This is a genomic window from Paraburkholderia sediminicola, assembly GCF_046026855.1.
In the GTDB taxonomy this organism is placed as follows: Bacteria; Pseudomonadota; Gammaproteobacteria; order Burkholderiales; family Burkholderiaceae; genus Paraburkholderia; species Paraburkholderia sediminicola_A.
The window spans coordinates 111,514-133,713 of sequence record NZ_JAQQET010000007.1; the positions used below are offsets into that span (position 1 = coordinate 111,514).

General features: G+C 62.6%; 25 protein-coding genes and 1 pseudogene. 10 read left to right on the plus strand and 16 right to left on the minus strand.

The genetic code is table 11. The features are described 5' to 3' along the window. Window positions 1-2: 2 nt before the first annotated feature. From PQR40_RS09985 to PQR40_RS10000, 4 genes and pseudogenes are all read right to left on the minus strand, one after another. Window positions 3-1,295: an FAD-dependent oxidoreductase gene (locus tag PQR40_RS09985; RefSeq protein WP_408508907.1), complete on the minus strand. Its 1,293-nt coding sequence runs from the start codon at window positions 1,293-1,295 to the stop codon at window positions 3-5. 89 nt (window positions 1,296-1,384) lie between these two features. Then, window positions 1,385-1,648, minus strand: a pseudogene (locus tag PQR40_RS09990) (2Fe-2S iron-sulfur cluster-binding protein); the annotation flags it as partial. Then, window positions 1,641-2,768, minus strand: a complete 1,128-nt coding sequence (locus tag PQR40_RS09995; RefSeq protein WP_408508908.1) for an NAD(P)/FAD-dependent oxidoreductase — start codon at window positions 2,766-2,768, stop codon at window positions 1,641-1,643. The pseudogene PQR40_RS09990 and the gene PQR40_RS09995, both read right to left, overlap by 8 nt. Next, on the minus strand, window positions 2,765-3,721 hold the full coding sequence (locus PQR40_RS10000; protein ID WP_408508909.1) for a 4-hydroxyproline epimerase: 957 nt from the start codon (window positions 3,719-3,721) through the stop codon (window positions 2,765-2,767). The genes PQR40_RS09995 and PQR40_RS10000 overlap by 4 nt, the downstream gene beginning before the upstream one ends. Before the next feature lie 347 nt (window positions 3,722-4,068). On the opposite strand from PQR40_RS10000, the gene PQR40_RS10005 reads away from it, so the two are divergent. Then, entirely contained in the window at window positions 4,069-4,974 is a 906-nt protein-coding gene (locus PQR40_RS10005) for a dihydrodipicolinate synthase family protein (protein WP_408508910.1), read from the plus strand. A 23-nt stretch (window positions 4,975-4,997) separates the two neighbouring features. On the opposite strand, the gene PQR40_RS10010 is transcribed toward PQR40_RS10005, so the two are convergent. Continuing rightward, the gene (locus tag PQR40_RS10010; RefSeq protein WP_408335183.1) at window positions 4,998-5,717 is read right to left on the minus strand and encodes a response regulator transcription factor; all 720 of its coding nucleotides are present in this window, start codon (window positions 5,715-5,717) and stop codon (window positions 4,998-5,000) included. A 409-nt stretch (window positions 5,718-6,126) separates the two neighbouring features. Between PQR40_RS10010 and PQR40_RS10015 the strand changes: the two genes are divergently transcribed. Together PQR40_RS10015 and PQR40_RS10020 are read left to right on the plus strand one after the other, a co-directional pair. Continuing rightward, window positions 6,127-7,428 carry an MFS transporter gene (locus PQR40_RS10015; RefSeq protein ID WP_408508911.1) on the plus strand — a complete coding sequence of 434 codons (1,302 nt, stop codon included), beginning with the start codon at window positions 6,127-6,129 and terminating at the stop codon, window positions 7,426-7,428. Window positions 7,429-7,571: 143 nt separating this feature from the next. Then, window positions 7,572-9,092, plus strand: a complete 1,521-nt coding sequence (locus PQR40_RS10020; protein WP_408335177.1) for an MFS transporter — start codon at window positions 7,572-7,574, stop codon at window positions 9,090-9,092. A 250-nt stretch (window positions 9,093-9,342) separates the two neighbouring features. Here the strand turns inward: PQR40_RS10020 and PQR40_RS10025 are convergent, their stop codons facing one another. The 6 genes from PQR40_RS10025 to PQR40_RS10050 all read right to left on the minus strand — a co-directional run bounded on the left by PQR40_RS10025 (window position 9,343) and on the right by PQR40_RS10050 (window position 11,999). After that, a complete protein-coding gene (locus PQR40_RS10025) occupies window positions 9,343-9,615 on the minus strand; it encodes a hypothetical protein (protein ID WP_408229602.1) in 273 nt (90 codons plus the stop codon). A gap of 64 nt (window positions 9,616-9,679) precedes the next feature. Further along, a complete protein-coding gene (locus PQR40_RS10030) occupies window positions 9,680-10,111 on the minus strand; it encodes a DoxX family protein (protein WP_408229599.1) in 432 nt (143 codons plus the stop codon). A 210-nt stretch (window positions 10,112-10,321) separates the two neighbouring features. Then, entirely contained in the window at window positions 10,322-10,729 is a 408-nt protein-coding gene (locus tag PQR40_RS10035; RefSeq protein WP_408484870.1) for a VOC family protein, read from the minus strand. Between the two features lie 24 nt (window positions 10,730-10,753). Beyond that, the gene (locus PQR40_RS10040) at window positions 10,754-11,218 is read right to left on the minus strand and encodes an RbsD/FucU family protein (protein ID WP_408229593.1); all 465 of its coding nucleotides are present in this window, start codon (window positions 11,216-11,218) and stop codon (window positions 10,754-10,756) included. 125 nt (window positions 11,219-11,343) lie between these two features. Beyond that, window positions 11,344-11,601 (minus strand): hypothetical protein, encoded by a 258-nt coding sequence (locus tag PQR40_RS10045; RefSeq protein ID WP_408508912.1) that lies wholly within the window; start codon window positions 11,599-11,601, stop codon window positions 11,344-11,346. A 29-nt stretch (window positions 11,602-11,630) separates the two neighbouring features. Then, window positions 11,631-11,999, minus strand: coding sequence for a nuclear transport factor 2 family protein (locus PQR40_RS10050; RefSeq protein ID WP_408508913.1), 369 nt, complete (start codon window positions 11,997-11,999; stop codon window positions 11,631-11,633). A 293-nt stretch (window positions 12,000-12,292) separates the two neighbouring features. Between PQR40_RS10050 and PQR40_RS10055 the strand changes: the two genes are divergently transcribed. From PQR40_RS10055 to flhC, 7 genes are all read left to right on the plus strand, one after another. Further along, window positions 12,293-12,664, plus strand: a complete 372-nt coding sequence (locus PQR40_RS10055) for a type II toxin-antitoxin system RelE/ParE family toxin (protein ID WP_408508914.1) — start codon at window positions 12,293-12,295, stop codon at window positions 12,662-12,664. Next, window positions 12,661-12,963 (plus strand): addiction module antidote protein, encoded by a 303-nt coding sequence (locus tag PQR40_RS10060; protein ID WP_408508915.1) that lies wholly within the window; start codon window positions 12,661-12,663, stop codon window positions 12,961-12,963. The genes PQR40_RS10055 and PQR40_RS10060 overlap by 4 nt, the downstream gene beginning before the upstream one ends. 166 nt (window positions 12,964-13,129) lie before the next feature. Next, window positions 13,130-14,008: a helix-turn-helix domain-containing protein gene (locus PQR40_RS10065; protein ID WP_408508916.1), complete on the plus strand. Its 879-nt coding sequence runs from the start codon at window positions 13,130-13,132 to the stop codon at window positions 14,006-14,008. Between the two features lie 105 nt (window positions 14,009-14,113). Next, window positions 14,114-14,644, plus strand: a complete 531-nt coding sequence (locus PQR40_RS10070; protein WP_408229576.1) for a GNAT family N-acetyltransferase — start codon at window positions 14,114-14,116, stop codon at window positions 14,642-14,644. 150 nt (window positions 14,645-14,794) lie between these two features. Then, entirely contained in the window at window positions 14,795-16,018 is a 1,224-nt protein-coding gene (locus PQR40_RS10075) for a YeeE/YedE family protein (protein ID WP_408229573.1), read from the plus strand. Between the two features lie 521 nt (window positions 16,019-16,539). Next, a complete protein-coding gene (gene flhD, locus PQR40_RS10080) occupies window positions 16,540-16,860 on the plus strand; it encodes a flagellar transcriptional regulator FlhD (protein WP_408229570.1) in 321 nt (106 codons plus the stop codon). A 14-nt stretch (window positions 16,861-16,874) separates the two neighbouring features. Beyond that, window positions 16,875-17,444, plus strand: a complete 570-nt coding sequence (gene flhC / locus PQR40_RS10085; RefSeq protein ID WP_408229567.1) for a flagellar transcriptional regulator FlhC — start codon at window positions 16,875-16,877, stop codon at window positions 17,442-17,444. A gap of 160 nt (window positions 17,445-17,604) precedes the next feature. On the opposite strand, the gene PQR40_RS10090 is transcribed toward flhC, so the two are convergent. From PQR40_RS10090 to PQR40_RS10110, 5 genes are read right to left on the minus strand one after another with little or no spacing between them, the layout of a single operon-like run. After that, window positions 17,605-18,933 (minus strand): Nramp family divalent metal transporter, encoded by a 1,329-nt coding sequence (locus tag PQR40_RS10090; RefSeq protein WP_408335165.1) that lies wholly within the window; start codon window positions 18,931-18,933, stop codon window positions 17,605-17,607. Between the two features lie 60 nt (window positions 18,934-18,993). After that, a complete protein-coding gene (locus PQR40_RS10095) occupies window positions 18,994-20,196 on the minus strand; it encodes an acyl-CoA dehydrogenase family protein (protein ID WP_408229561.1) in 1,203 nt (400 codons plus the stop codon). Beyond that, window positions 20,193-20,369 carry a hypothetical protein gene (locus tag PQR40_RS10100; RefSeq protein ID WP_408229558.1) on the minus strand — a complete coding sequence of 59 codons (177 nt, stop codon included), beginning with the start codon at window positions 20,367-20,369 and terminating at the stop codon, window positions 20,193-20,195. The genes PQR40_RS10095 and PQR40_RS10100 overlap by 4 nt, the downstream gene beginning before the upstream one ends. Before the next feature lie 21 nt (window positions 20,370-20,390). Next, a complete protein-coding gene (locus PQR40_RS10105; protein WP_408508917.1) occupies window positions 20,391-21,047 on the minus strand; it encodes a methionine ABC transporter permease in 657 nt (218 codons plus the stop codon). Further along, complete coding sequence (locus tag PQR40_RS10110) at window positions 21,040-22,197, minus strand: methionine ABC transporter ATP-binding protein (protein WP_408229552.1); 1,158 nt, start codon at window positions 22,195-22,197, stop codon at window positions 21,040-21,042. The genes PQR40_RS10105 and PQR40_RS10110 overlap by 8 nt, the downstream gene beginning before the upstream one ends. Window positions 22,198-22,200 lie beyond the last annotated feature (3 nt).

Genomic DNA, 22,200 nt, shown 5'->3' on the forward strand with positions numbered 1-22,200 from the left:
TGTCATTCAGCCGGCGGCTGCTCGCCGCTCGCCGCCATCAATGTGCCGATTTGTGCCGGACTGAACGGCGGGCGCGGCATCGCAGCGTTCCAGCCGAAATACAGGCCAGCCGCGGCGCCGCAGATTCGTCCCTGGCATGCGCCCATCCCGCAGCGGGTATGCAGCTTCGCCTCGCGCCAATCCGGATAGGCGCGCACCTCGCCGATGCTGACGTCTTCGCAACGGCAGAGCAGCGTGGCATCGTCGGGTGGCGTGCGCGCGGCGGCCTGCAACGCAAAGGCCGCTTCGACGCGCCGGCCGAAGCGCTGCCATCGCGCTCGTTGCGAATCCAGTGTGGTGCTGGCAGAGGTGGGGCCTGCCGAGCCGCTGCTCGCGAAGCGGCCCGCGATCTCGCCTTCCACACACGCCAGTTCCGCGCCGCCGACACCCGTGCATTCGCCTGCCGCCAGCACGCCGTCGACCGAAGTCCGCTGCTCACCGTCAACGACGATCTCGCCTGCTTCGGTGATCGCACATCCGAGCGCCTGCGCAAGCGTGATGTTCGGCACGAGTCCATAGCCGCACGCGATGCGGTCGCAGTCGAGCGTCGACGCGTGTTGACCGCGCCGGATCGTCACGCGCTCGACACAGCCATCGCCATCAGCTTGCGCGACGATGCTGCCGGTCCAGTACCGCACGCCCGCGAAGCCGCGCGTCATGGCAACGGCTTGCCGCAACTTCGCCGGCTCGCCTAGCAGAGAGATTCCGAATCGGGCGACCTCGAACGCCGACGCCTGCTCGACGAGCGCCACCACCTGCGCCCCGGCAGCACGCGCGGTAGCGAGCGCGGCGATCAGCAAAGGACCGCTGCCTGCAATCACGATCCGTTCGCCGCGCACCGGCATGCCGCCTTTGACGAGTGCTTGCAATGCGCCCGCACCGGTCACGCCGGGCAACGTCCAGCCAGTGAATGGCAATAGACGCTCGCGCGCGCCGGTCGCGAGGATCAACTGATCGTACGTGATAGACAAGCCACCATGTTCAGCCGACTCAAGCAGCAAACCGCCTGGACCCATCGGCGCAATCACGCGAGTCGACGGCATAAGGGTGATATTGGTTCGCGTCGTCAGGGCAGCCAGCAGGCCTTGCAGCGGTGCTTGCGGCGAATGACCGGGACCCTGCCGCCAGATTTGACCGCCAGCGCGCGGATTGTCGTCGAGCAGCGCAACCGTAGCGCCCTCGCGCGCCGCTGCCTGCGCGGCGTTCAGCCCGGCTGGACCGGCGCCCACTACGACGATATCGAAGTGCTGATTCATCGCGGGCCTGTGGTGGTAATGGTGGCGGTGGAGCTGATCCCGTTAGTCCCGTTAGTCCCATTGAATACTTTGAACACGTTGGCCGCGCTAGTCCCGGCAGTGGTGCAAACCATCTGCCCTTCGCGGCAAAGCGTCTGACACGCCAACGCGTGAGCCCGGCCGTCAATCGTAACGCGGCATTCCTGGCACACGCCCATCCCGCACAGTGCTGCGCGCGGCTGGCCGCTCACCGAAGTCCGCGTGGCGCTCACACCCGCAATGACGAGCGCCGCGGCCACGGTCGTACCCGCTTCGACCGCGATGCTTCTACCGTCGATCGTCAAGTGAAGACGTGCTGCATTGGCGTTAGTCATGGCCCACCCCTTGCGCAAAACGGACCGGCAAGTATGGCTCGACCGGAATCGGTGCGGCACTCCCGGTAATTTGCGCGGCGAGCAACTTTGCGGTTGCGAGCGAAGTCGTCACGCCAAGACCTTCGTGTCCGACTGCGAGCCACACGCCAGGTGAAAAATCGCCGGCCGGACCGATCAACGGCAAACCATCGGGCGACGCCGAACGAAAGCCGGTCCAGGCGCGGATGCCACTCAGCGTCGGCAGCACCGGCAGATAGTGCGCCGCGCGCTGCAGCATCTGGGCAAGCACCGGCATGTCGACGGCAGGATCGGTTGTATCGAACTGGCGCGACGAGCCAATCAACAACTGGCCTGTCGGTCGCGGCTGCGCATTGAATGCCACCGAGGTGCCGGCCGCGTGATGCGCGCTCTTGATGTAGCCAAGTTCGAGCAGTTGATGACGAATGAGTTCGGGGTAACGGTCAGTGATCAGCAGGTGGCCTTTCTTCGGCTCCAACGGCAGCGAGCGCAGCAGTTGCTGAGCACCCAGACCATTGACGACGATCACGTGCGCGGCGCTGACGCGCTCGCCATCGGCTAACGTCACGCCGTTCGCGCTGATTGCGGTAACGCGTGTACCGAGCCGAACGCGGATATTCTCGACTCCTGAGGATTGCGTCAGCAGCCACTCGGCAACGGTGGGCGCATACACCACGCTGTCGTGCTGGATCCGCAAGCCGCCCACCATCGATGCCGCCAGCGCCGGCTCGCACGCCCGCAGCGCAGCCGTGTTGAGCAGTTGTGCAGAGACGCCCTGCGCTTCGAACGCGGCGTGCATGGTGCGGGCGGCTTGCCACTCCTCATCGTCGGCGGCAATCCATAGCGTGCCGCAACGCGCGAACGCGTCGCGCGTGCGCAGTTGCGGCGCGAGCGCCAGCCACAAGTCGCGCGAATAACGGCTCAACGCGAATTCCGCGGGCGAGTCGTTCATCACGACGATGTGGCCCATGCCCGCCGCCGTCGCGCCGCCGCCGATGCCCTGTGCGTCGAGTACCTCGACCCGCATGCCGAGCGCGGCCAGCTCCGCCGCGCAAGCCGCGCCGACAATGCCGGCCCCGATGATCAGCGCGTCCGCTGTCATGCCGTGCGGATGCCCCACGCGAACGGGTCGCGTTCGTCGAAACACAAACGCCCTTCGGCCATGATGTGCGCGTGACCGGTGATGGTCGGAATCACCGAGACACCGTCGCCGGCGTGACGATAGCTCGCCGCGAACACGCTGCCGATGATGCTTTCCTGCTGCCACACGGCGCCTTCGGTGAGCTTGCCGTCAGCGGCGAGGCAGGCGATTTTCGCGCTCGTGCCTGTCCCGCACGGCGAGCGGTCATACGCGTTGCCCGGACAAAGAACGAAGCTGCGGCTGTCGATACCGTCGCGCGAGCCGGGTCCAAAGAGTTCAATGTGGTCGATCAAGGCGCCGTCCGCGCCGGTGATGCGCTGCGCGATCAGCGCATCGCGGATTGCCGCGCTGAACGTGGTCAGCTCGGCGATATGCGCTGCCTCCAGCGTGCGCCCGTGGTCGGCGACAAGAAAGAACCAGTTGCCGCCCCATGCGATATCGCCACTCAACAAACCGTAGCCCGGCACGTGCACCTGCACGCCTTGCCGGTAGCGATAAGCCGGCACGTTTCGCACAGCCACACTGCCGTCCTCGTTGAGCGTGGCTTCGACGACGCCGACCGGCGTCTCTATCCGATGACGCCCCGGCCCAATCCGCCCCATGTGCGCGAGCGAGACAACGAGACCAATCGTGCCGTGCCCGCACATGCCGAGATAGCCGACGTTGTTGAAGAAAATCACGCCGGCCGCGCACGTGGGGTCGTCCGGCTCGCACAGCAGCCCGCCGACCACCACGTCCGAGCCGCGCGGTTCCGTGACGATGCCTGCGCGCCAGTCGTCGAAATGCGTGCGAAACACGTCGAGACGCTGCGCCAGCGTGCCGCCGCCAAGCGCCGGGCCGCCCGACACCACCAGGCGGGTCGGTTCACCGCCGGTGTGCGAGTCGATAATGTCTAGGGTTTTCATGATGCACATGGTAGGAAAGCCAGGCGTCGGAGTCTTGGTGTGCTTACGCGTGGATTGTGACGATTTCAGCATAATGTTTACGCCCGTTTATTCACGCGTCAATCTTTGAAAACGGGTGAAATCCATACCGGAACAGTGCACCGCCACCAGATTCAAGAGCACACGCGAGGCCCTTTCCATGCAACTTCCATGTACTTTGTTCCCTGTCGCGAAATAGTCTGATCACTCGATCTTGCCTGGCTTGCGGGCATGACAACTATGCTGAAATCGTCACCCGCCACGCGCGAATCGCGCAAGACGGCAGCATTTTCCCTGCTTACACTGCGCTTCGACTCATCACAATCAGGAGAGCAGTCGTGGCGCATATCTGGGAAGGCGTATTACCCGCAGTTACCACCAAATTCCACGCGGATTTCAGCATAGACCGTGAATGGACTGGTAAGAATATCGAGGCGCAGATCGACGCGGGGGTGGACGGCATCATCGTGTGCGGATCGCTCGGTGAAGCGTCGACGCTCTCACTGGACGAGAAGCTGCAAGTGCTCGACATCGCCGTCGAGGCATCACGCGGACGCGTGCCGGTTTTGCTGACCATCGCCGAGAACAGCACGCTCGACGCGTGCCGCCAGGCCGAAGCCGGCAGCCAGCGTGGCGCGGCCGGTTTTATGGTGCTGCCCGGGCTGCGCTACCTGTCGGACCGCCGCGAAACGCTGCACCACTTTCGCAGCGTCGCCGATGCGAGCGCGCTGCCGCTGATGATCTATAACAATCCGCTGGCCTATGGCGTCGACATGACGCCCGAGATGTTCGCGGAAATCGCCGATGAAAAGAAGATCGTCGCGATCAAGGAATCATGCGGCGACGTGCGCCGCGTGACCGATCTGATCAACGTGGTCGGTGACCGCTTCGCGATCCTGTGCGGGGTCGACAACCTTGCAATGGAAGCGATATTGATGGGCGCACATGGCTGGGTGGCCGGTCTCGTGTGCGCGTTTCCGCGCGAGACGGTCGTGATTTACAAGTTGCTGAGAGCGGGCCGTCTTGAAGAGGCACGGGCGATCTATCGCTGGTTCGCGCCGCTCCTCGCGCTCGACGTCTCCTCGAAGCTGGTGCAGAACATCAAGCTGGCCGAAACAATTGTCGGGCTGGGCACGGAGCCGGTGCGGCCGCCGCGCCTGCCGTTGGCCGGAGATGAACGCAAATCGGTGGAAGCGTTGATCCGCCAGTCGCTTGAAACCCGGCCGGCGCTGCCGCAGGTTTGAGTTCCCTACGCGGGCGGACCCGCTCAGGCCGCCTGCTTCTCCGCAGCCACTTCACCTTGCCGAAGATGCAGCAGCCGATAGCCGCTCTTGTAAACGGGTTGCAGCCGGAAGTCGTTCTGCGGCTCGATCTCGAGCAGCAGCCGCAGGCGCGACACGTGGCTGTCGATCGTACGGGTGAATTCGCGGAATTCACGGCCCCACACCATCGCGAAAATATGGTCGCGCGACATTACGCGGCCGATGTTGGAAAAGAACAGCGACGCCAACCGGTATTGCGTACCCGACAGTTGTACCGGCTGGCCACGCAGCATGACGAGCTGGCGATGCGTGTCGAAATGGTAGGGGCCCACATCGAAGCTCGCGGCGCTGAAACGATCCGGATAGGCGCGGCGCAGCAACGCCGCAATGCGCTCGCGGAACTCGCCCGGCCGCAACGGCAACGAAACATAATCGTCTGCCCCGCTGGCAAAGGCGCGCACCACGCTCTCCTCTGACGTTTCCGTCGAGGCGAACACGACCGGCAGCCGGTCGCCGCCGACGGCGCGCACCGATCGCAGGACCTCGGCGCCAGACAGGCGTGTGCCGTGCCAGTCCAGTACCAGCAGATCCACCGTGGAACGGGCAAGCGCTTTCGACATGGTCAAACCGTCGTCATAGGCCATACAGGTATGGCTGGCGTTCATAAGAATCTTTTCGATCGACTGACGCATGACGGGGTCACGCTGAAGGATGGCAATGCGCATTGGGATAACTCTTAACTGATAGCTTGGACGCGATTCTCAGAGGGACGCCCCGGCCATCCCATAGGAGCATTCCTAATTTGCGCACCAATCGCCCCACTCCGACAGGTGTGCGCACCATTCCTACACTCGACCGCTGCGGCTCGCACGACGCGCAACCCTTGCTGTCCTGCACGACGTCGAAAAGACACGTCTGGAGGAACTTTTTCCAATCTAATTAAGTACTTCCCGAAGCGAGAGTCTTTCATCCTGTAAAATCCCGGCCCGGCCCCAGTCGTCATCGTGCTTGCCCTACCCGGGCCGGCGCGCCGGTGTCCCGTGCTCTACCCAGCGCTTGTCACACTTCTCGCCTGACGACCGCCGTATTTCCACGCGCTACGTGTGGCTCCCAATTCAAGACAAGACACAAGCAATGCAAGCGACAAATCTGGGTGGAGCGCAGGCTGTCACCCCACGCCCTCTTGGGCGAAGCGATTACAAGACACTCGGCCTCGCCGCGCTCGGCGGAGCATTGGAGTTTTACGACTTCATCATCTTTGTATTCTTTGCGCCGGCGATCGGCCAGTTGTTCTTCCCCGCCGCGATGCCGGACTGGCTGCGTCAGGTGCAGACTTTCGGCATCTTCGCGGCGGGCTATCTGGCGCGGCCGCTCGGCGGCATCATCATGGCGCACTTTGGCGACCTGTTCGGCCGCAAGCGCATGTTCACGCTGAGCGTGCTGCTGATGTCGGTGCCGACGCTGATGATGGGTCTGCTGCCCACCTACGCCAGCATTGGCGTGATGGCCCCGGTATTGCTGCTGCTGTTCCGTGTGATGCAGGGCGCGGCGGTCGGCGGAGAAGTGCCGGGCGCGTGGGTGTTCGTCTCGGAGCACGTGCCGCAGCGGCACGTCGGCTATGCGTGCGGCACGCTGACGGCCGGCCTCACCGCGGGCATCCTGCTCGGCTCGCTGATCGCATCGGCGGTGAATCGCAACTTCGCGCCCGCGGAAATCTCCGCCTTCGCATGGCGCATCCCGTTCCTGGTGGGCGGCGTGTTCGGCATGTTCTCGGTTTATCTGCGCCGCTGGCTGCATGAGACGCCGGTGTTCGCCGAACTCAAGCAACGCAAGGCCATCGCCGCGGAAGTGCCGCTCAAGGCCGTATTACGCGACCACGGCCGTGCCGTGATCGTGTCGATGCTGCTCACGTGGATGCTGTCGGCCGCGATTGTCGTGGTCATTCTGATGACACCGACACTGCTGCAGAAGCAGTTTCATATCGCGCCGGCCACCGCACTGCTGGCGAACTGCGTGGCAACGCTGTGCCTGACCATCGGTTGCGTCATGGCAGGCTCGATCGCCGGCCGGATTGGCGCGGGACGCACGATTTTCATCGGCGGCCTGGCATTGGCGGTGACGTACTACGTGATGTTCCAGCAGCTCGCCGTCGATACGTCGGCGCTAGTGCCGCTGTACGCCGTGGCTGGCCTTTTCGTCGGTGTGATCGGCGCGATTCCGTTCGTGCTGGTCAAGGCGTTTCCGCCGGTCGTACGGTTCTCGGGCATCTCGTTCTCGTATAACGTCGCCTACGCGATATTCGGCGGCCTGACGCCCATCGCCGTTTCGCTGATGATGAAGTCGAACCCGATGGCGGCGCCCCTGTATGTCGGCGCAATCTGCATTCTCGGCGCATTGACTACGCTGTTTATCAAAGACGCGCCGCAAACGCGCTAATCGAGCTATTTCGCTACGGCGCGCCGCCCGGTGCGCCGTTGTCTGTACCGGCTCCACGCCTCGCCTTTCCGGCAGTGTCGGCGACATCCATACTTCACGCCGGACCGAAACATCGTGCGCTGTATCGGCCTACGATGTATCTCATGAACTCGCCCAATACGCCCTCCTCGCCCGCCCTCGGCCGCATTCTCGCGACTGTCAGCGTCGGTTTCGTCGTCACGCAACTCGACGTGACTATCGTCAACATCGCGCTGCCTAAGATCGGTGCGGACCTGCATGCGAATGTCGCGGGGCTGCAATGGGTCGTCGACGCGTACACGCTCGCGTTCGCCGTGCTGATGCTTTCGGCGGGCGCGCTCGGCGACCGGCTCGGCACACGGCGCATGTACGCGGCCGGCATCGTGCTGTTTGCGCTCGCGTCGCTCGCCTGCGGATTGGCGCTCGATGCCACCATGCTGGTGGCGGCGCGCGCGGTGCAGGGCATCGGCGCCGCCGCCATGCTGCCGAACTCGCTGGCGCTGCTTAACCAGTCATATGGCCACGATCCGAAGCTCCGGGCGCGCGCAGTCGGGCTGTGGACCGCGGCGGGCGCGATTTCGATCGCGGCCGGACCGGTGGTCGGCGGTCTGCTGATTGCGGCGTTCGGCTGGCGCAGCATCTTTCTCGTCAATCTGCCGATTTGCGCAGCCGGTTTCCTCGCAACTTTGCTCTGGATACCACGGCCTGAATCCGCGCGGAAAGACGCGCGACAAGCAGCCCGGGCTAAGGCTGCTGCTACGACTGGGACAGGTGCTACTGCCCCGGCCGGAACTGCAACTGCAGTAAGCCCGCGCGGTATCGATCTGAGTGGTCAGGCCCTTGCGATCGTCGCGCTCACCGCCTTCGTCGCCGCTGTCATCGAGTTGCGACCGTTAGGGCTGAGCCATCCGCTGGTAGCCGGCGGGTTCGTACTCGCGCTAATCGCAACGGGCGCCTTTATCACCGTGGAATCGCGCGTCGCGGCACCGATGCTGCCGCTCTCGCTATTCAGCAAGCGCACTTTCAATGCGGCGGTGCTGTTCGGCATCTGCGTGAATCTGACGTACTACGGCATGGTGTTCGTACTGAGCCTGTATTTGCAGCGCGTACGCGGCTATACCCCGCTGCAGGCCGGCCTCGCGTTCCTGCCGCTGACGGGCGGATTTCTGCTCTCGAACGTGGCGAGTGGCTGGGTGGTCGGGCGCTTCGGCGTACGCGTGCCGATGATCGCCGGCGCAATCACGGCGGGACTCGGCTATGGTCTGCTGCATTTCGTCGATGCGTCCACGCCGCTCGTCGGTTTGCTGTTGCCGTTCCTGCTGATTCCCTCGGGAATGGGCCTTGCGGTCCCGGCGATGACGACCGCCGTGCTGGCCTCCGTCGAAGCGCAGCGCGCAGGCACCGCTTCCGCTGTGCTGAATACTGCCCGGCAAGCAGGTGGCGCGGTGGGCGTAGCCGCCTTCGGCGCGTTGGCAAGTGGTGCTGCCGCCACGCAGATCGTTTCGGGAATGCAGGCCGCGACGGCGATCTCGGTCGGTCTGCTGGTAGTCGGTGGCGTAATGGGCTGCCTTGTCCATCCGGAGCCACATGCGTCGGGCTCGAAGCCACATAGGACGGGTGCCAAACAAGTTACTGAATCGCGCTGATCGTCTTAGCACTTTGGTCGGCGCGGATCGGTGAATCGGCGGATTGGTGGATTGGTGGATTGGCGGGTCGATGAATTGACGGATTTGGTGAATTCGTGAATCAGTGAGACGCACCGAGCGCCTCACCTCTTTTTCGCCACGAGTGCGAAAAAAACCCCCGCGATGCTTCCGCTCCGCAGGGGTCCTTTTTGACGCTACCACGCTGCCAGCAAGCAGCGATACACGATACAACTCACGTTGCCGCCACGGCTTACAGCGGCGCTTCCTGAATCGTGCCGGTGTCGATGGCGCGCTCAATCAGCCCTTCGTTTTGCGCCTTGGCGATCGCGTCGGCGATCAGCTTTTCCGGCTGTTCGATTTCGGCCTTGATCGTGCTGATAAGACCGGAGGCATCCAGAACCACCAATGTTTTCGCCGAATCGGCAAGACTGATGATGACGCGGTGCGGTGTCGGCCCTTCGCCGAGACTTGCGCACAATTGCGTGACCTTACCGCCAATGGTTTGCTCAAAGCTTTGAATCATTATTTGCTCCCTTGATTACAGCCAGAATCAAAAGCGACCGGCACAGACTACCTCAACTGCGAGATCAGAGATGCAGCCCGCTGCGGGGCGAACGCGCGCCATCGATACTGATACGGCCTGCTCCGGTCACGAACAACAGCAGGAAACCGCCGGCGATACCGATGTTCTTCCAGAAGTGGATCACCATATCGCGTTGCAAAGCGGGATCGGTCACGTTCCAGAAATCGTGGCCCAGCACCGCGGTTGCCACGGTGTAGACGGCCATGATGAGCGCGAGCGGGCGGATCCTGAAGCCGACGATCAGCAGCAGACCGCCGAGTGCCTCGACCGCCGTTGCAATCGGTGCGGCGACCTGTACGAGCGGCACACCCTTCGAATGCAGATAGCCGACAAAGCCCGCATAGCCCAGCAGTTTCATCACACCGCCCCACAAAAACAGCACGGCAAGGGCGATACGCGCGATGAGGATGACGCCGGAATCGACGGGACGCGTCATGAGGAGCTCCTGTAAATGAATAAGCAGCAGACCCGCTCAAGCCGCCGCAGTTCCCTGCTTTGCATCTGAGAATATGTGCATTACCCGCCTTTTCCCAGCGCGAGCCGGTGTGAGCGGCGCAATTCGCGCCGTCTCAAGGGAACGGAAAGGGTGTCCGGGTGCTCGGCGAGTGCCCGGTTTTGCACGGCACGGCCGGTATCGCCGCCGTGCTCAAGCGTGGGGATACGTCGCGACCTCGATCAGATTGCCGTCCGGATCGCGGCAATACACCGACGTCATCTTGCCGCGCGCGCCATCGCGCTCAACCGGGCCGGCCTCTATCTCGACACCCTGAGCGAGCCAATGCGCCTTGACCTCGGCGGGACTCGTGGTGGTAACAAAGCATAGATCGGCGCTGCCCGGCACCGGCTCGCGCCCGGTGAACCACGCGACCGTGTCCGCATCCGCCGGACGCAAGTTGATCTTCTGATTGCCATAGGTCATTGCCACGCGCGTGCCGGTACGTGACTCGAACTCGCTGCGCCGCATGCCGAGCATTCGAGCGTACCAGGCCGCGCTGGCTTCCACGTCGGCAACATTCAGAACGAGATGATCGAGACTGTCTATCGAGAAGCTCATGGGTTTCGACGCCGTGGTGAGGTGCTATTGCTGCGGTGCATCCGGCGCGAGCAAGACACCCTTTGTCAACACGAAGCAGCCGTAACCGCGCTCTTCGCCGGTGGCGATCACGCAATACGCTTTGCGCGCCCGCTCATAGAACGCGAAACGTTCAACCGAAGCAAACGGCACCTCGCGCCCCTCCGCCGCATTGATCTCGATCTGCGCTTCGCGCTGAACCGCCGGAATCGTGTTCGGCTCCCCCACCACTTCCATCCGCGATGCCGGATGCTCGATGAATGTATCCAGCGGCATCACCGACAGGATCGCGCGAATTGCACGCGGCGCGTTCACGCCATCGAGGCGGAGCAGCTTGCCCAACACCGTCTCCTGCGCAACGGATGCGCCCGGGAAGTTGGCGTCGCAAAGCACCAGTTCGTCGCCATGTCCCATCGAGCGCAACGCATGCAGCACATCGGCATTCAGCAGCGGGTCCAGATTCTTCAGCACGGTGTCTCCTTGAGGTCCGACTGGCGGCGAGCCGCCCGGGTTTGGACAGTTTGTCCTCGTAGCGCGTCGTGATCGATTGTAGCAAGACCACGGCGCACAGTCCGTTGCCGGCGGCTCGTCGTCAATCAGTTTTCCCACCCGATTCGATGAGCGACATTCCGGCGGCACTGCCACCGCAGCCATCCGACTAACGCGAGCAGCACGAGACCCGCGCCGCCCAACACCGGCTCGCGCCAGGCCAGCAACGCGGTGAAGGTGAACGCGCGCGTGCCGGCCAGCAGAGCGAAGCCGGCGACCGCGCTGGAGAGCGCGTCGACGGCGCCCGACAGGCGCGCGAACGTGAGGACAGTACCGGAAGCCGTGGCGGCAACGGACTCGTGCATGATCGTCTCCGTGAAAAAACCGTGAGTTGTCAGGTGGCGGCAGGCACCTGATCGAGGAAGCCGGTCACCGCCTGCAGGCGACCGTGCGTGTCGAGCACGCCGAAGTCGGAACCCTTGACGATCGCCTCGCCGGCCGGCGTGGTCAGTTCCCACGAAAAACGCAGCCGGTTCGCGAAGCCGTCGACCTCCGTCGTGCGATGAAACGTGTGATGCGGGAAGCGTTCATGCACCGCACGGATCATCGCGTCGATGCCGTCATGGCCCGCGCCTGCCAGTAGTGGATCGCGATAGTCGGCGTCGGTGGCCCACGTCGCGGCGATCAGATCGCGGCGGCGCGCGGCATCGGTTTCATTCCATGCGTCGAAATAACGATCGATCAGATCGGTGTGTGCATTCATCTCTGACTCCTTGATTGGCATCACTGAGCACTACGCCTCGCAGACAGGTTGTATGCGGCGGGCTCGGAGTGAAGATTGGCGGCTCGAACGCAGCACGTCGATTACGTGGGAGGTAAGTATCCGGATGCACCGAAGCGAAGATCCGCGCCTGATTGACCGCAGGATTGGCCATTCGGCCGAATCGTCACAGGCCGTGTCAGCCGCTAACCTCATGCCGAAAATGGGGGCCGCGCAACGTTGACACGCGGCATGTGACGGACTGAACGGGCGCGGACGCGAGCCGCTTTTTCAATATGGGTTTTTCACTTGCAAGGACGTATCCAAAAGGATACAATCATCAGCAAATCGGTTCACCGCCTGTGTACACGGTCAACCGCACCGAGGCATTCGACAACTGGCTTGCCGGCCTTGCGGATTTAAGAGCAAGGGCAAAAATCCTGGTGCGGGTCCGGCGTGCGGAACGAGGTCATTTCGGCGACGTAAAGCTGCTGGAAGACGGTGTGTCCGAGATGCGCATCGATTGCGGTCCCGGTTATCGGGTCTACTTCGCGCGCGAAGGGCGCGTGGTGTACCTGCTGCTCTGTGGTGGCGATAAATCCACGCAGTCGGCCGACATCAAGCATGCCAAATCAATGTGGGCAGCAATCAGAAAGGAACTGTCATGAGCAAAATAAAAACCGCGCGGTTCGACGCATCGCACTACCTCGATAACGAGGAGATGATCGCCGAATATCTCAACGCAGCACTGGAAGAAGGTGACGCCGACCTCCTCCTCGCCGCGATCTCCGACATCGCGAAAGCACGCGGCATCGCAAAGGTCGCGGCCGATGCCGGGCTCGGGCGCGAAAGCCTCTATAAAACCCTCGCCCCCGGCTCCAAACCGCGCATGGATACGGTGTTCAAACTGCTGCGCGCGCTGGGCGTCAAGCTCAATGCAGTACCGGAAGGTGTGGCGCCCGCCTGACTCACGCTTGCCGTGTTGTCGCTTGAGGCAACGCCCTGAATGTGTTTTGTCTTCGTGGGTGCGCCTACGTTTTCTCAGGTATCGCCGCGTATTCCTGGGTATTCCCGGGTATTCCATTACCTGTCAGGTAATGGATCACTAAAGCGCTTTGGCTATCATCTGCAGCATGAACACACTCTCTCTGGCGCAAACCATTCCGTCGAACGTGCCGACGGCAAGCCGCACGGTCGGCGATCTGCTGCGCGAATGGCGGCAGCGGCGAAGAATGAGCCAGTTGCTGCTCGCCGCCGAAGCCGATATTTCAACGCGGCATCTGAGCTTTGTCGAATCAGGCCGCGCAGTGCCCAGCCGTGAAATGGTCATGCACCTCGCCGAGCGGCTCGATGTGCCACTGCGTGCGCGCAATTCGCTGCTGGTCGCTGCGGGTTATGCGCCGCTGTTCCGCGAACGTCCTTTGACGGACCCGCAACTGGCCGCCGCGCGCGAGGCAGTCGAGTTGGTGCTCAAAGGCCATGAGCCGTATCCGGCACTCGCGATCGACCGTCACTGGACCATCGTTGCCGCAAACAATGCGCTCGCGCCGCTGCTCGCAGGCGCAAGCCCGGAACTTCTGAAACCGCCGGTCAATGCGATGCGACTGAGCTTGCATCCAGAAGGCATTGCAGCGTCGATCGTCAATTGGCATGCCTGGCGTGCGCACGCGCTGTCCCGGCTCCAGCGGCAAATCGACGTGAGCGGCGACGACACGTTGAGCGCACTGCGCGACGAGCTGGCCGCGTATCCCGCCCCGCCCGGTGCAGAGGTGGCCGGCCACGACGACACCGCGGGCAATCAGGTCGCCGTGCCGCTGCGGCTGCGCACACCGATCGGCGAGCTGTCGTTCTTCAGCACGACCACGGTATTCGGCACGCCGGTGGACGTGACACTGGCGGAACTTGCCATTGAGGCGTTCTTTCCCGCCGATCAGCAAACCGCGGCGGCATTGCACGCGTTTGCGGAAAGCCAGCGCACCGAAAACCAAGGGGCTGACGCCGTGAAGTTATAGCAGGAGGGCAGACTGCAGGGCCGCGGAACTGCAGAAACCCAGGCAGCATCGAACACTGAGTTGTTAGCGCTTGCAGCACCATTCAAACCACACGGAGAAACGCATTTGATCAACAACGCCCTACTGGTCCGCCAACTCGGGCCGGCCGACCGCGACGCCTACTTTCAGCTTCGCCTGCGGGGACTGAAGGCACATCCGGAGTCGTTCGGTCAAAGCTACGAGGAAGCGGTGGCCAAGGGCGCGTCGCAACATGACGCGATGTTGCAGGGCACGCGCGCGGCCGAAGGCGATTTTTTGCTCGGCGCTTACGCGTCGGCCGATACGCCGTTGATCGGCGTGGTCGGATTGCTGCGCAGCCAGCGCGACAAGGAACAGCACAAGGCCGCCGTCATCGGCATGTATGTCGCGCCGGAAGCTGCGGGCCGCGGAGTCGGGCGCGCCTTGCTTAACGAGTTGCTGACGCGAGCGGCACAAATAGAAGGCCTACGGCAAATCCAGTTGATGGTGAGTAGCCGGAACGAAGCGGCGCGCAGACTCTATGAGTCGGTTGGCTTTCGCAAATATGGCTGCGAGGTCGGTGCATTGAACGTCAGCGGGGTGTTTCACGACGCCGATCTGATGCAACGCTTCATGTAACTGCTATCGAGCGCCGCACCACCTTCAGCCGCCCTGCTTCAGCACGCGATCCGTGCTATCTTTTTCAATCACCTTTCCGCTGCACCAACCCCGAGACGGCTCATCCGCCCCTCGGGCTATCTTCGATTTGCCGTTCGCCAGTCCAACACCATGTCCGATCTCTCTACTTCGCTTCCACGCATACCACGCCGTTTCGACATCAATCCGAAACCGCTAGGCGCCGCGCTCGTCCTGATCGCGCTGGGCGCCCTCTATCTGGCGCAGAGCGTCAGCGGCCGTCAGGCGGCGCTCTACATTGTCGGCGCACTGCTGGGCATGTCGCTCTATCACGCGGCATTCGGCTTTACCTCCGCATGGCGGGTCTTCATCGCCGATGGCCGCGGCGCCGGTCTGCGCGCACAAATGCTGATGCTGGCGCTCGGTGTGTTGCTGTTCTTTCCGGCGCTCGCCGCAGGCACGCTGTTCGGCCGGCCCGTGGTCGGCCTGGTCGCGCCGGCAGGCACCTCCGTGCTGGTCGGGGCCTTCATGTTCGGCATCGGCATGCAGTTGGGCGGCGGCTGCGCGTCCGGCACGCTGTACACCGTGGGCGGCGGCAGCACGCGCATGATCGTCACGCTGGTGGCGTTTGTCATCGGTTCGGTTGTCGCCACCGCGCACATGCCGTTCTGGACCGCACTGCCGTCTCTTAAACCGCTTTCGATGGTGACCACATTCGGTGCGGGCTGGGCGATCGTGCTGAACCTGATCATCTTCGCTGCGATCGCGGCGCTCACCGTTCTGGTCGAGCGGCGCCGCCATGGGCGGCTGGTTGACGAGCCGCTGCGCGCGCCGCACGCGTCGCCATGGCTGCACGGCCCGTGGCCGTTGTTTGTCGGCGCAATCGCTCTGGCCTTGCTCAATTTCGCGACGCTAGCGCTGTCCGGCCGGCCGTGGGGTGTGACGTCGGCGTTCGCATTGTGGGGCGCCAAGCTATTTGCCGCGCTGGGTATCGATGTGGCCAATTGGCCGTATTGGGCCGCTCATGCCAACGCTGGCGCGCTGGCCGCCCCGGTTACACATGACGTCACCACGGTAATGGACATCGGCATCATCCTCGGCGCCATGACGGCCGCCGCGCTCGCCGGCCGTTACGCGCCGGTCTGGAAGGTGCCGGCCCGCTCACTGGTCGCGGCGGTGGTCGGCGGCCTGATGCTCGGCTACGGAGCCCGTCTGGCCTATGGCTGTAACATCGGCGCCTATTTCAGCGGCATCGTGTCAGGCAGCTTGCATGGCTGGCTGTGGCTGGTCGCCGCCTTCGCCGGCAACGTACTCGGCACCCGTCTGCGCCCGGCGTTCGGGCTCGAAGTCGAACGGATCCGCGCAAACGGTTGCTAGAGGTTACAAATGCGGCCTCATTTGTAACTGGGGCCGCATCAATTTGTTACGCTTCTGATTTGTCCCCATAGCAGCGTCAATGAACGGTATTTATTACTTTTAATTGGCCTCGCTTTCTATTTCCTTTCCGATTCAGACCTGATTTTCCGGTTCTTGACCGGATGTGCAGCTTTGCTCAGACAAATAATAAAGAAGCCCGCCACACAAGGGTTTTCATGGATCGGAGTGAATTCCCGGCGCGCCAAAAACCCGCGCAGCATCATCTATTACAGGACCGTGAAAGAGTTACCGATATTTGATGCATCTTTTTGAGATATTTTTTTGATAAGGGATTGATTTCTTGTTTTACCCTTCATACAATTCGTCCCAAGCTGTTACGAAATGTAACGCGATGTATCAAAAGGTCGCCATCTGTATCAGGTGGTGACATGTAGCCGGAGGTTATCGTTTCCGGCGAGGCACAAAAGACATAACGGCAAAAAATGCCGACATAGTAATTCGGGGCTTCGGAAACACAGAAAATGGACCGTAGCAGCGAGACGCTGGATTCAATCCGCGAGATCAACTTGTCTTACATCATGCTCGCGCAACGTATGTTGCGTGAGGACAAACCGGTCGGCATGTTCCGACTGGGACTGTCGTCGGAACTGGCTGATTTGCTTGCCGGGCTGTCGCTCGCGCAGATCGTCAAGCTAGCCGCTTCCGATCAGCTTTTATGCTTCTTCCGCTTCAACGACCACTCGATGTTGTCGGCGTTGACGCAAACAACGAAGCACGCAACAGTTGCACCGACTCACGCGGCGATCCTGCTTGCAGGCCAGCCTGCTGAGCAGTTTGCTTAATTGAGGTGACCGCGATGCTCAAGCGTAGCCTGACGGAAGACGCACAAGAAGTATTCCGTGCCATCGCGCTGATCGAACTCGGCGCGCGCATGCAGGTGCTCGAAAGCGAGTTGACGCTTTCGCGCGACCGCATGATCCGCCTGTACCGTGAGGTCAAAGGTGTCTCGCCGCCCAAGGGCATGCTGCCGTTCTCGGCAGACTGGTACATGACGTGGCTGGCGAACATTCACGCGTCGTTGTTCTACAACACGTACCTGTTCCTGAAAAATGAAGCGCGTTGCTCGCATCTGGATGCGTTGACCAAAGGGTATCGGCTGTATCTGGAACATTGCCAGCACAGCGAAGCCGAACCGGTGCTGGATCTGACGCGCGCCTGGACGCTGGTGCGTTTCTTCGACGCCGACATCCTGCAACTGACCAAGTGCTGTCGTTGCACGGGCAAGTTCGTCGCGCACAGGCACGATTTGCAACACAACGTGGTGTGTGGCGCCTGCCAACCGCCATCGCGCGCCGGCAAGACCAAAAAGGCGGCCGCCGCTCGTCAGGAAGCGCTCGAAGCAGCGCAGATTGCGCAAGCCGCCTGAGTTAAGTGGAATCGATGAGGGCCGGTCCAGCCTGATTCGAACCGAAGCACCTTGGAAAAAGTCCGCCATCCCGCGGACTTTTTTTTGTGTAGCTCCCGCCCTGACACGGGACACCTCACATCTAACACCCGACGCTACCCCGCTACCTCCCGCTGCCGCATCAGTCCACCAGTCCCACCGTCTGCACCACCAGCCACAGATTCGCCGCACTGATCACCACGAACAGCGACCACGCGAGGAACCGCGTCGGTAGCCTGTTGGCGAATTCGCCCATCAACGAGCGATCGTCGGTCATGCGGATCAGCGGATAAAGCGCGAACGGCAGTTGCAGGCTCAATACGACCTGGCTTGCGACCAGCAGTTTGCCGACCGCGCCGTTACCCATCATCTGCACGCCAATCAATGCCGGAATCAAGGCGAGTGCCCGTGTAATGAAGCGCCGCTGCCAGCACGGAATTTTCAGCTTCAGGAAGCCTTCCATGATGACCTGCCCCGCCACCGTGCCGGTGAAGGTCGAGCTTTGCCCCGACGCCAGCAGCGTGATCGCGAACAGCACCGCCGCGAAACCCGTGCCGACGATCGGCGCCAGCAACTTGTAAGCGTCTTCGATTTCGGTGACCTGATTGTGACCGGTCGCATGGAAGGCGGCCGCCGCAAGAATCAGGATCGCCATGTTGATCAGCAGCGCAATGATCAGCGAGACGATCGTATCGATGCGCGACATGCCGATCGCCGACCTGATACTGGCCGGATCGCGCTTGACCGCGCGCGTCTGCACGATTGAGGAATGCAGATAGAGGTTATGCGGCATCACGGTCGCACCGAGAATGCCGATCGCCAGATACATCGGTTCGCGGCTGCTTAGCGCCTGCCACGAAGGAATCAGCCCTTGCGCGACTGACGGCCAATGTGGCTTCACCAGCGCCAATTCGATGATGTAACCAACGCCGATGGTCACGATCAAGCCGAGCATGATCGCTTCGAGATCGCGGAAATTCTTGCCCTTCAGGCCGAGCACAATCAGCGTGTCGAACGCGGTCAGCAACACGCCGGTGGTCAACGAGCATTTGAAGAGCAGATGGAAGGCCAGCGCGCCGCCGAGCACTTCGGCCAGATCGCAGGCCACGATCGACAGTTCAGCGAGCAACCACTGAAAGCGCGCGATGCCCGGTGAATAACGCAGTCGCGATAATTCCGCGAGGTCTCGCCCTGTGGCGATGCCAAGGCGCATGCTCAGGCATTGCAGCGCCATTGCAGCAAGACTCGACAGCATCACGACGAACAGCAGGCTGTAGCCGTAGCGCGAACCCGCTTCGATATCGGTGGCCCAGTTGCCAGGGTCCATGTAGCCGATCGAAATCAGCAGGCCGGGTCCCGCGAATTGCAGGATTTTTTTCCAGAACGGCGCGCCTTGCGTAATGGCGACCGTACCTTGCACCTCGGACGGGCAAAACGGCGCAGTTGCGGTGGTCGGTAATTTGAACTGCAATCCGGTGGTCTCTTGAAGGGGATAAACCGTGGCGCCTTGTGCAGGCCGCCGCGAACCGCCTCAAGTGTACAAAGAAACCTCCGGCAATGTCCCGCTCAACGCGTAACGGCCGACGTCGCGCACACGATAGTCGAGCGGATCGTGCAGCGTATGCACGCGAGCATTGCGCCAGAAACGGTCGAGCGCGAGCGGCGCGTGTGTGGCGCGCGCACCGCAGGCGTCGAACAGTTTTTCGCTGACGTCGAGCGCGGCCCGGTGCGCGACGATTTTCGCCTCCGAGGTGGCGAGCGCCACATGCGCACGGGTTTCGGCGTCCAAAGCCACACCCTGCTGCCACGCGTCTTCGAGCGCGTAGGCGGCACGCGCTGCCAGCGCTTCCGCGCTCACCGTCTGCAGGCGCATTTCACCGAAACGCTGGATCAGGTAGGGATCGTCGGTAGCTTTATCGACGCCGGAAGTGATCCACGGCTTGCCGTGCTGTGTGACGTATGCACGCGCTTCTTCGAGCGCGCCCTGCGCGATGCCGACGAACAGGTTGGTCAGCACCTGCTGCGAGATTAGTGTGCGCAAACTGGCGTATGGCGTGTCAGCCCGCTCCAGCACCTCATGCGATTCGACCAGGACTCGCACGAAGGAGACGCTACCGCTGTCGGTTTGCCGCTGACCGATCGGATTCCAGTCTTCGTGAACGGTAATGCCCTCGCGCGTGGTCGGCACCACGGCGAACACCGCTTTGCCGGTGGCCGGATCATGTGCGGAAACCGTCATCATGTGCGAGCCGCGCGTGCCCGAGCAAAATCCTTTCTGCCCGTCGAGACGATAGCCGCCATCGCCGGTTGCGCCTGCAACGAGTCGCGTGTCGAGCGGATTGACCGCATTGCCCCACCACCAGCGCCCTTCCACCGTGCCGCTCAGATAGCGGGCACGTTGTTCCGGGCTGCCCCACACATTGACGCTGACCACCTGCAGGCACGTGAAGCCCAGAAGATGCGCGAGCGCACTGTCGACTCGCGCGATCTTGCGGATCGTCTCGTAGATCTCAGGCCAGCGCGCCCCGGGACCACCGAATTCACGCGGCACGGCGAGCGTTAGAAGACCCGCGTCGGCGATCCATTGCTTTTCCTGCGCGGCGTGGCCGCCGTCGCGATCGCGCTGGGCCGCGCTGGCACGCAACGCATGGAGCAAGCCGGCGAGATCGCGCACCACGGGCGCAGCGTCGGTTTGCAGCGTCTGCAATGCCTCGGGATGGCGAAGTTCGTTCATTCAATGTCCACGTGAAGATATTTGGCGAGGAGCGGCGCACGGATTGTCAGCGCGGCCGGTTCGCCTTCGATCCGGTGAGCGGGAGCCTCGCTGCGCTCATCCTCGTAAATAGCATGATAGACGGTGATGTCTGCGCTGAAAACGTGGGTCGCATGCGTGTATTCGTCATGCAAATGGCGGTCGAAGTGCGACGATCAAGCGCGTTGTGCAAGCCGCCGCACGAAACGATCGCCGACGAACTGCACCACCGTCACGATTACGATCAGCAGCACGATCACGGTCACCATCACAGTAGTATCGAAACGCTGGTAGCCGTAGCGGATCGCCAGATCGCCGAGGCCACCGGCGCCCACGGCGCCCGCCATGGCCGAGGAGCCGATCATCGCCACTACGGTAATCGTGAAGCCGCCCAGAATGCCCGGCAGCGCCTCAGGTAATAGCACATGCCAGATGATATGCCGGCGCTGCGCGCCCATTGCCTGCGCGGCTTCGATCAAACCGCGGTCCACTTCGCGCAAGCTCACTTCGGCCACGCGTGCAAAAAAGGGAATCGCCGCGATACTGAGCGGCACGATCGCCGCCCATACGCCGATCGTCGTGCCGATCAACAAACGTGTGAGCGGCAGCAGCGCGACCAGCAAAATGATGAACGGCGTGGAGCGGAACGCATTGACGAGCGCACCGAGCGTGCTGTTCACCACACGTTTTTCATAGATACCGCCGCGCGTGGTGGTGACCAGCACCAGTGCGAGCGGAATGCCGATCAACGCCGCGACGAAGGCGGATACGCCGACCATGACGATGGTGTCGCGAATTGCATCGGCGAGTTCCGCGAGCCAGAGATCAGACATAACCGAGCACCTCGACATGATTGGCATAGTGACGCGCGCGCTCGAGCAGCGTCGCGATCTGCGTCTGCACCGTGCCGCCCGCATTCGCACGCACCTCTGCCGACACCACCAGGCGCCCTTGCGCATGCCCCTGAATCCGGTCGATGCCGCCATGCACGAAACTCACCCGGCCACCTTCCATGCTCAACGCAGACGTCAATCCGCCGAGGTCGGGTTCACGTGCATCGCTGCCGGTGAAGCGCACATCGAGCAGAATCTGTGCATCCGCATGCTCGATCCCGTGCAACGGTTTGACGCGCGCAGCCAGGTCGGCAGGCAGATCATGGACCAGGGTACGCAGTAACGCGCGCGTCGCGTCGTGCTGCGGGTCGCCGAACACCCGCCACACGGGTCCCGTTTCCACCACTTCACCGCGCTCGATCACGGCCACCGTATCGCAGACCTCGCGAATGACCTGCATCTCATGCGTAATCAGCACGATGGTCAGATTGAGCCGCTGATTGATATCGCGCAGCAACGCGAGAATGGCTTGCGTTGTTTCCGGATCGAGTGCGGACGTCGCCTCGTCGCACAACAGAATGTCCGGATCGGTCACAAGGGCCCGCGCGATCCCAACGCGCTGCTTCTGGCCGCCGGACAAACTCGCCGGATAGGCGTCGCGCTTGGTTGACAGACCGACCAGTTCGAGCAACGCGTCGACCTTTTTGTCGATCGCCGCCTTAGGCGCGCCGGCGATTTTTAGCGGCAACGCAATGTTTTCGCGCACCGTCTTCGCGGAGAGCAGATTGAAATGCTGGAACACCATGCCGATACGCCGCCGCAGCGTGACCAGACCGCGTTCGTCGAGCTCGCCGACGCTTACGCCATTCACGCGCACCGCGCCGGAACTTGGCTTTTCCAGACCGTTGACGAGCCGCAGCAGCGTCGATTTGCCCGCCCCGCTGCGGCCGATGATGCCGAACACTTCGCCGCGCGCCACATTCAGCGTGACATTCGCAAGCGCCGCGGTCGACACACCGCGCGTGTTGGCAAACACCTTGCCCACCTCGTCGAATACGACGGTTTCTTGCGCGGCATCGGCCGCAACACGATTCAAGGCGAGGGACGGTGCGTCTTCAATGAACTGGGGCACGTCGAATAGATTAGCCATGGA